The sequence below is a fragment of the Evansella sp. AB-rgal1 genome (genome assembly GCF_041820985.1).
GTDB lineage: Bacteria > Bacillota > Bacilli > Bacillales > Salisediminibacteriaceae > Evansella.
In genome coordinates this window covers 74,838-84,231 of the sequence record NZ_JBGUAU010000023.1, presented here as the reverse complement: position 1 = coordinate 84,231, position 9,394 = coordinate 74,838, and the positions used below count along the sequence as shown (strand labels likewise).

Sequence of the window (9,394 nt, the reverse complement as noted above, 5' to 3'; positions counted from 1 at the left end):
AATTGCTAAACCCGCACATATATTCACCAAACCCGCACATAAAATTGAGAAGCCCGCACATAAATCGTAAAAATTCGTTCCACCTGAGTAAAGATCGTACACAAAGTGAGAAAAAACAATTACCTTTTTAAAAAATCTTTTAAAAGCACACTTAATCTCTTTCAATTTGTAAATCCATCACATTAAATTAGAGGAATAACCTCTCGAAACTCGAAATAATAGAGTAATAACGAAATGAAGGAGTGTGTTTGTGTGGCTCGACAAGAAAAAGTAGAAACTAGAGTAATTCGTAATGTTCGTATACCTATGAGAGATGGTGTGGAGCTATCGGCAGATGTGTATCGACCGGTTCAGGAAGGGGAGTATCCTGCAATTGTTGTGCGAACTCCTTATTTAAAAACGAGTGATGTAATCCATAAAACAGGTACCTATTTTGCAGAGTACGGATATGCCGTTGTATACATTGATGTGCGCGGTCGCGGTGATTCTGATGGCGCCTTTGTTCCTTATCGAAACGATGGAATTGATGGGTATGATTGTATTGAGTGGGTTGGGGCTCAAAGTTGGTGTACTGGAAAAGTAGGTACAATGGGTGGTTCCTATCTCGGACGAATTCAGTGGTTAACTGCGCTTACAAAGCCACCGAGTTTAAAAGCGATGATTTCTGCCGTAACTCCATCGGACCCATTTGTAGAATGGCCAACAGGATTACCGAACCCTCAACATCTTTGTTGGGTGTATATGACAAGTGGGCGAGTCATGCAGAATGTGGATGTAGTTGAGTGGGAGAAAGTTTATGATCACTTACCTATGATCAACATGGATAAAGAAGCAGGATTTGACTTTCCACAATGGAGAGAAGAAATTAGTCATGCAAAACTCGATGACTGGTGGAAGCATATTTGTTATCAAGATAAATTTGATCAAATTGATGTTCCAGCCCTGCACGTATCTGGTTGGTACGACGATGAGCAGGTTGGTACACCACTAAACTTTATGGGAATGACCAACTCTGGAGAAACGGAGCACGCAAGAAAAAATCAGCGAATGCTGATGGGACCATGGCCACATCAAATCAATAAATCTACGAAGTTAGGTGATCTCGACTTTGGTCCAGATTCTCAGATTGATTTAAACGGCTATCAACGTCGTTGGTTTGATTATTGGTTAAAGGATTTTGATAACGGGATCATGAAAGAGCCATCCATTGACATGTTTGTGATGGGTGACAATGAGTGGAGACAAGAGAATGAATGGCCACTTGCTCGTACGAAGTGGACACTATATTATTTACATAGTAAAGGAAATGCGAACAGTCGCTTTGGAGACGGTCGATTAGATACCGAACCACCGACAAACATTAATAGTGCACCAAACGATGAGTATCTTTATGATCCAGCAAATGCCGTTCCGTTTATCACAGATATGATTTCTGCACAGATTGGTGGTCCAGATGATTATGCTGCCATTGAACGAAGAGACGATGTGCTTGTTTATACAACACCGCCACTCGAGGAAGATACGGAAGTAACAGGGCCAATTAAGGCAACACTGTTTGCGTCCTCCGATGCGAAGGACACGGACTTTATGGTAAAGTTATTGGACGTACGACCAAATGGTTTTTCCCAGCGGTTAACAGATGGAATGGTGCGAGCGAGGTTCCGCGAAGGGATGGAGAATCCGACTCTTATTGAGCCAGGGAAAATTTATGAGTATGAAGTAGATTGCTGGAATACGTCTCATGTTTTCAAAAAAGGTCATTGTATCCGAATTGAAATTGCATCTAGTGCATTTCCTAAATATGACCGAAATTTAAACACAGGAGATGTGTTGGGTCAAACAACAGAAATGAAGGTAGCGAAGCAAACAATTTATCACGATGAGGAGCATCCATCTTCTGTATTGCTTCCAATTATTCCTAGATAAAACGAAGGGGTTATCGTTAGTCAAAACGATAGCCTCTTTTTATATTGGAAAATTTGTTTCCTTTTCCATTTTGACAGTTTTGTGTAATATGATAAGTAAAATCGGGAAAAACGAAAGGGAACGGTGGAGAACATGAGCCAGGAGCGTATTTTAGTTGTGGAGGATGAAGTGAATATTGCCCGGGTTATTCAACTAGAGTTAGAGTACGAAGGATATAAAATAGATGTGGCGGAAGATGGTTTGATAGCGTGGCAAATGCTTCAAGAGGGTACGTGGGATCTAGTTTTATTAGATGTCATGCTGCCGAAACTCAGTGGGATGGAAGTGTTAAGAAGACTACGTGGAAGTGGGAATAGCACACCTGTTATCATGCTTACAGCCAGAGATGCTGTCGTAGATAAGGTAACTGGGTTAGATCAAGGGGCGAATGATTATGTGACGAAGCCATTTGAGATTGAGGAGCTCCTTGCGAGAATTCGTGCTTGTTTAAGAGTAAACGGAAATCAAACAGCGGCTAACGAAGAGTCAGAGCAAGTTTTCCAGTTTTCTGATCTAAAAGTAAATACAGTCACAAGGGATGTTGTTCGGGGAAAAACGGAAATTGAACTAACACCGAGAGAATTTGATCTGCTCGTTTTTTTACTACAGCACCCAAATCAAGTGTTAACGAGAGAGCAATTAATGGATAAGGTTTGGGGATTTGATTATGTGGGAGACACGAACATCGTGGACGTGTACATTCGATATTTGCGACAAAAAGTTGATAAGGCCTTCGATAAACCTATTATTCAAACGGTTCGTGGTGTTGGATATGTGATGAAGGAGTTAAAGGAATGAAGTTATCTCATCGTATTAGCTTGTTTTCCACATTTTTTCTTCTAATCTTACTTTTACTAGTGAATATGAGTATTTATTTTGTGTTCGAAAGTCAAACGACGAATGCGGAGCTGAACCGTGCCGTATCGAGAGCCCATACGATCGTAGAGGCGATTCGTCCAACAGGAATGGAATCTCATAATCCTAGTGAGATGCTTCAAGCATATGTACCTGGAGATGGGATGGTCCGAGTTATTCGGGAAAACGGAAGACCCATTGTTTCCGTAACGAAAGAGCTTCACCTGAATGATATAGAAACGATGTACACCAATCAGGAGCAAATGGAAAAAGCCAATTTTGATGGGTCTTATTATGCTGTCGTTCGGACTCCTGTTATTTGGTCGGATGGATCCATCGTAACTCTTGAAGTATATGAACCCATGGTATTCTACGAAGAAGCTGTAAGTACGTTACAGATTATATTGATTGTCGCATCATTATTGATTATCGTACCGTCGTTTTTTGCTGGAAGAGCGTTAAGTCGATTTATTCTACAACCGATAAAGGCGTTGGTGGCAACGATGAATGAAATTCGGGAGCAAGGAACCTTTAAGAAAATTGAGGTAAGAGAACAGTCTAAGGACGAGCTCGATCAAATGGGGATCTCGTTTAATCATATGATAGACTTGTTGAAGAAAAACTTTGAGCGACAACAGCAATTTGTGTCAGATGCGTCTCATGAATTAAAAACTCCATTAACGGTGATTGAAAGTTATGCGCGATTGCTAAAGCGTTGGGGTATGCAAAAGCCAGATGTGCTGGAGGAAGCTGTCGAAGCTATTTTTTCTGAATCGCAGCGAATGAAGGAAATGACGAATCAGATGCTTGCCCTTGCCACAGATGATTCGGCAGCACATAGTAATGTGAGTCCTGTTGAGTTGAAAAAAATAGTGGAAGAAACAGCGCATAAATTGGAGGTTGCTTTCCAAAGAGATATCAACGTGCAGTCGCAGTGGGAGCGATTAGTGGTTCAAGGTGATGAAGGGAAGTTAAAACAGTTACTGTTCATCCTACTGGAGAACGGATTGAAATATAGTGACGAAAAATTGGATGTTGTTTTAGCCGAAAAGGGAGAGTCGGTGGAAATAGCGGTTAAGGATTATGGTGTTGGGATTCCGGATGAGGATATTCCACGGGTGTTTGAGCGGTTTTTCCGTGTTGATAAGGCGCGTAGTCGGAAAACGGGTGGTTCTGGCTTGGGTCTAGCGATTGCGAAGGGGATTGTGGATGTTCATATGGGTGATATTCGTGTGGAGAGTTTGGAGGGTGTTGGTTCGACGTTCTTCGTTACTTTGCCTAAAGGGGAAGGGGGGTGATTTGTGGTGAAGAGGTTGTATTTGTTTCTTGGTGTAGGTGCGGTGTTGTTGGTTGGTGTGGTGTTTGTGTTGATGATTTCTTCGACGGATGCTGCGTTGTTGGAGGAAGAGGTGGCGGAAATTGTTAGTGATCGATTCTCTGGTCAAGTCACTTCCATTGAGTTGGTGCAGCGAAATGGTCATCCGTATTATGATGTGGAGTTTCTTTCGCCGAACGGGGTGTATTACATTCAAATGGATGGGGAGTCGGGGCTGATCCATATTATGAATAAGTTGGCGGACCGGGATGATGAGTATGTGGACGGTCCTGGGCATGAGATTTCTCCAATTGGAATGGAAGAAGCGGAGCGTATTATTAAGGAAACGGTGTCGGAGGATTCTCGAGTTCTCAATTTGGAGTTAGTGGAGCAGGAGGGGAGACTCATTTATCGGATTCAGTTGGAGCAACCGGATGGTATTGGTCGATTTGAAGTGGATGCTTTGACGGGAGAGATTTTGCTTTATTCTATTGATGCTGTGGAGGATGATGATTCTTCGGCTGGGCCAATTACTCGTGATCGTGCGATTGAGATTGCGTTAGGTGAGGTCAATGGGGAAGTGGATGACGTGGATTTAGAGGAGCAGAATGGCAGGCTTGTTTATGAAATTGAGATTGAAAACAAGGAGACGGACAGAGAAGCGACGTTAATCATTGATGCATATACGGGAGAGATCCTTTCGGTTGAGTGGGATGATTGAGGATAGGTAGTAGGGGCAAACGCTAATGGTGAGGAGATTAGCGTTTGTTTTTTGTTTTGGGGGAGCAAAAATATCGTCCCTCTGTCTAGAACTAGGCGTCATGGTGACCGAACGAGGAAGAAAAAGGTGAGTTGGGTAACTATGAAGGTTTGATGGTGACCGAACCAGGAAGGGAGGGCGAAGTTGGGTAACTATGAAGGCGTTAAAGTGACCGAACCGGGAAGAAAAAGGTGAGTTGGGTAACTATGAAGGTGTTAAAGTGACCGAACCAGAAAGAAAAGGCGAAGTTGGGTAACTATGAAGGCGTTAAAGTGACCGAACCGGGAAGAAAAAGGTGAGTTGGGTAACTATGAAGGTGTTAAAGTGACCGAACCGGGAAGAAAAAGGTGAGTTGGGTAACTATGAAGGTGTTAAAGTGACCGAACCGGGAAGAAAAAGGTGAGTTGGGTAACTATGAAGGCGTTAAAGTGACCGAACCGGGAAGAAAAGGGTGAGTTGGGTAACTATGAAGGTTTGATGGTGACCGAACCAGGAAGGGGGGCGAAGTTGGGTAACTATGAAGGGGGTAAAGTGACCGAACCGGGAAGAAAAAGTTGAGTTGGGTAACTATGAAGGTGTTAAAGTGACCGAACCAGGAAGGGAGGGCGAAGTTGGGTAACTATGAAGGGGGTAAAGTGACCGAACCGGGAAGAAAAAGGTGAGTTGGGTAACTATGAAGGTGTCATGGCACCCGATGGAGGAAGAAAAGAGAAAGTAGGGTAATCATGAAGACTCACTTCATTCGGCTTCCAATTCCCACATTCTATTAATTCTCATCAATTTCTCATTTTTCTCTAAGGGTGTTTTCATTTTCCTTGATTAAGATAAGAGTATCAAAGAAATCAAGGAGGAAACAAACATGTTAAAGAAAGTAATTGTTATTTTAGTAAGTGTGTTTTTAGTTGGTGGAGCTGCGATTGGTTTTGCATCGAGTCAATTCAATGAGGATGTGGATGACAGAGATGTGAGTAATGAGGTGAAAAGTGTTGCTGGTGAGCTGAACGATGATGATTCTAATGATAGCAGAGTGATCATTACTGCAGGAGAAGCGGTTAGAATTGCACAAGGTGTAGCTGAAGGTGATAGTGATTCGAACGATGATGATCGTGGCAATGTCTCTTCTGGAAATGGAACGATGATCAATGTAGATCAGGCAGTGTCCATTGTGAGAGAGCTTTTCGAGAATGGAAAAATCGATGATATTGAGCTTGAAACAAAAAGAGATCGTCTTGTTTATGAGATCGAAGTAGAGTTTAATGACAATGATGGTGATGTTTATATTGATGCATTTACTGGTGAAGTGATTTATATTGAGGATGATATTCGTAAATATGCGAAAACAACTGGGAATGTAAGCACGAATCCTACTCGTTCAGAAAGTAGATCTTCTGTAAGTACACCGGCTAATTCTGAGATGATAACTCCACAGCAAGCAGCTGATATTGCGCTTAACTTTGTAGGTAGAGGGTATGTTGATGATATTGAGCTAGAAACAAAGAATGGAAGACTAGTATATGAAGTGGAAGTAGAATTCGGAGATGACGATGATGATGTAGAAGTTTACATCGATGTTTTCACTGGAGAAATAGTTTATGTTGATTATGATTGATTAGGTAGTGAGATTTTCCAGGGATAGGTTCTCTTGAAAGATACAAAGGGGTAAATGATACATGAAAAAGGCATGGGGAAACTGGTAGTCCAGGTGCCCATGCCTTCTTATATATTATGAAAAATATTTTGTTAATTTTCGTAGCTAGCGACTCTTCTTAGTTTACTTGCTTTCTTCTCATCCACTGGGTTGCCGCCCATTTATCCCCTATGATTACAGGTGCTCCACCATGTAATGTAAGCTCGTTCAAAGCTGGATCATTATAAAAGTATTCAAAATACACGGCCATTCCCTTTTGTGGAGATACGGAGAATTTAAGTTTCGGAAAATAGGTTTCTCCACCATGCTCCACATCACTTAGATACATAACAAGCGTGCTAATCCGAGGGTTATTTACTCGATTGCTTGCCGATGAGAAATAGTCAAAATGAGCTTTGTATTCTTGACCAATTTGATAATGGAGAACTTGAACGCCTTCTCCATGTTCTACAGGAATACTCATGATTTGTGAGATTCTTTTTTCTATTCTAGCAACAACCTCGTTTTCTCCTTCTTGTAAAAACGTGCTGCTACTAGTTCGCAGTTCATCTACTGATCGTGTATTTCCTATTTTCGAACGTTCCATTTTATCTTTGGATAACTGAATTAATTCATCACACTCTTCCTCACTTAATACATTTCCTAGAATGACGATGAGAGGTTCCTCTAACCTAGCAATAATCTTAATTTCACGATCATCTGTTATAATCTTATTCCCAACATGACTAAATATCGTCGCTTCTTTCATTGGAAGATCTTTCGCATCCATTGTCAACTTTTCATCAACCTCTTTACTAATAATTTGATATTTCAGAAAAATTAAGATTGATTTATACATTCGTTTTTCTATTTATCCTGTACTTCCCTCCTGTATGTCGAAATGGATAAGATATTACTGTGGAAATGTATATTCATTTTACATCTTGTAAACTAGTATTTCTACTCTTTTTTTAGGGGAATTAATGATGTGATGTGGGGCCCTTGTTGTTAATTAAATATCCTTAAAAATCAAGCACGGTTTTGTCAAATAAAGCACGTTTTCTTGACATATCGAAGCTTCTTCAGGACGGTTTTGTCAAATTACAAGGAACGTCATACTCTTTTTTTTCAAACAATAGCTTATCAAGGAATCGCGGACCTTTCGGAAATTAACATTGAATTAAAATAAACGTTCTCCATTAACAAAGCTTTTCAAAAAAAGAAAGCATTTGTGAGTGTATCATGTTAGAATACTCTTTAATATCGAAAGGGGGCGAAGCGAGTGAAGCCAATTTTGTTAGATTTCCCAAATGAGTTTTACACAGAAAGATTATTAATCCGTATGCCGAGACCAGGTGATGGAAAGGTAGTTCACGAGGCAATGACTGCATCAATGGAGGAATTAAAGCCTTGGATGCCGTTTGCGCAAAAAGAGCAAACAGTAGAAGAAGTGGAGCAAAACATTCGCGAAGCACATGCGAAATTTTTAACTCGAGAGGACTTAAGGTTACTAGTTTTTCATAAGGAAACGGGTGAATATATCGCATCTTCCGGGTTACATAGAATAGATTGGGATGTTCCTAAGTTTGAAATAGGCTACTGGATCGATACTCGTCAAAGTGGGAAAGGTTATATCACCGAAGCAGCTGGACGTATTGCGGAATTTGCCTTTGAAGAGTTTAAAGCAAGACGTGTAGAAATTTGTTGTGATGAGAAAAATATAAGAAGCCGCGCTGTAGCGGAGAGGTTGGGATTTTCACTTGATGTTATTTTAAAGCATGATGATGTTTCAGCAGATGGTACCGAGCTTCGAAATACTTGCATCTATTCAAAAATCAGGTAGAGGAATATCTACCTGATTTTTACTTTGCTACCAACTCCACTACAATAATCTCTGGTCGATTAAATAGTCTTTGAGGAATGATGCTATTTCCGAGACCACGATTCACAATGAGAATAGAGGAGTCTAGCTCATGCATTCCTGCAGTATACGTTGGGAATAAGCCCTGGTTAGGAGCAACTAACCCGCCGATAAACGGCAAACGAACCTGTCCTCCATGCGCATGACCGGAGAAGATAAGGTCCATTTCATGGGAAGCATAAAGACCTAAATGCTCAGGACGGTGAGATAAGAGAATAGTATAGTTGTCTGGAAACCCTAGTTCCTCAGTTATCGAGGAGAGTTGGTCGTTAATAAACTCTCTATCATTTCCGGGGCTGCTCATAGGATCATCGATGCCTAGAATAGTTATATGTTGATCACCCATAGCAACTTGTTCAAATGTATTTCTTAGAACGATAACTCCATGTGTCTCTAATTGTTCTTCCAACTCTGAAAATCCAGTACTATACCATTCGTGATTTCCTGTAACGAAATACACTGGTGCTAGTTCCACAAGACCCTCCATTAACACAATACCTGCTTCTAAGTTTGGTTTAGAATGATCTACTAAATCCCCTGTGAAAACAATGATATCCGGTTCAAACGTTTCTACTTTTCTAATAAGAGTCTTTTGATTTTCTCCAAAGTATTTGTTGTGCAAATCGGAGAGCTGAACAATTTTATATCCATCGAAGTTAGATGGTAGTTTTTCAGATTGTATTTCAAGTTTCGTCACGGTTAAAACATTGTTTTGTACATATAGAAATATGGATGTTGCCCCAATCAAAATAACAGCAGTGATAAATACTTTGATCCATTTATGTTTTTGAAAAATGAGAAGTTTCCGTTCCACCCTATTTTCTCCTTCGAATGCTAGATTTTCAGTTTAGTATAGCACTAACTTTTGGAAGTGAATAGTGGGCAGGAGGTTCTTGAGTTGGGGGCCATTGTAGTATCACCTACCACGGTAGCAGGTTAGACAGGATGGCA

Annotated in this window: 8 protein-coding genes; 6 read left to right on the top strand and 2 right to left on the bottom strand. The window is 40.8% G+C overall.

What is annotated here, in order from left to right:
* Positions 1–252 precede the first annotated feature (252 nt).
* From ACERII_RS18375 to ACERII_RS18355, 5 genes are all read left to right on the top strand, one after another.
* A complete protein-coding gene (locus tag ACERII_RS18375; protein WP_373644237.1) occupies positions 253–1,926 on the top strand; it encodes a CocE/NonD family hydrolase in 1,674 nt (557 codons plus the stop codon).
* A gap of 132 nt (positions 1,927–2,058) precedes the next feature.
* A complete protein-coding gene (locus ACERII_RS18370; protein ID WP_373644236.1) occupies positions 2,059–2,763 on the top strand; it encodes a response regulator transcription factor in 705 nt (234 codons plus the stop codon).
* Positions 2,760–4,118, top strand: a complete 1,359-nt coding sequence (locus ACERII_RS18365; RefSeq protein ID WP_373644235.1) for a sensor histidine kinase — start codon at positions 2,760–2,762, stop codon at positions 4,116–4,118. The genes ACERII_RS18370 and ACERII_RS18365 overlap by 4 nt, the downstream gene beginning before the upstream one ends.
* Positions 4,119–4,121: 3 nt before the next feature.
* Entirely contained in the window at positions 4,122–4,856 is a 735-nt protein-coding gene (locus tag ACERII_RS18360) for a PepSY domain-containing protein (protein ID WP_373644234.1), read from the top strand.
* A gap of 898 nt (positions 4,857–5,754) precedes the next feature.
* Positions 5,755–6,504: a PepSY domain-containing protein gene (locus tag ACERII_RS18355; RefSeq protein ID WP_373644233.1), complete on the top strand. Its 750-nt coding sequence runs from the start codon at positions 5,755–5,757 to the stop codon at positions 6,502–6,504.
* A gap of 157 nt (positions 6,505–6,661) precedes the next feature.
* Here the strand turns inward: ACERII_RS18355 and ACERII_RS18350 are convergent, their stop codons facing one another.
* Positions 6,662–7,381, bottom strand: a complete 720-nt coding sequence (locus tag ACERII_RS18350; RefSeq protein WP_373644232.1) for a 2OG-Fe(II) oxygenase — start codon at positions 7,379–7,381, stop codon at positions 6,662–6,664.
* A gap of 423 nt (positions 7,382–7,804) precedes the next feature.
* On the opposite strand from ACERII_RS18350, the gene ACERII_RS18345 reads away from it, so the two are divergent.
* Positions 7,805–8,365, top strand: a complete 561-nt coding sequence (locus ACERII_RS18345; RefSeq protein WP_373644231.1) for a GNAT family N-acetyltransferase — start codon at positions 7,805–7,807, stop codon at positions 8,363–8,365.
* Positions 8,366–8,384: 19 nt separating this feature from the next.
* Here ACERII_RS18345 and ACERII_RS18340 read toward each other — a convergent pair whose 3' ends face one another.
* Complete coding sequence (locus ACERII_RS18340; protein WP_373644230.1) at positions 8,385–9,257, bottom strand: metallophosphoesterase; 873 nt, start codon at positions 9,255–9,257, stop codon at positions 8,385–8,387.
* Positions 9,258–9,394 lie beyond the last annotated feature (137 nt).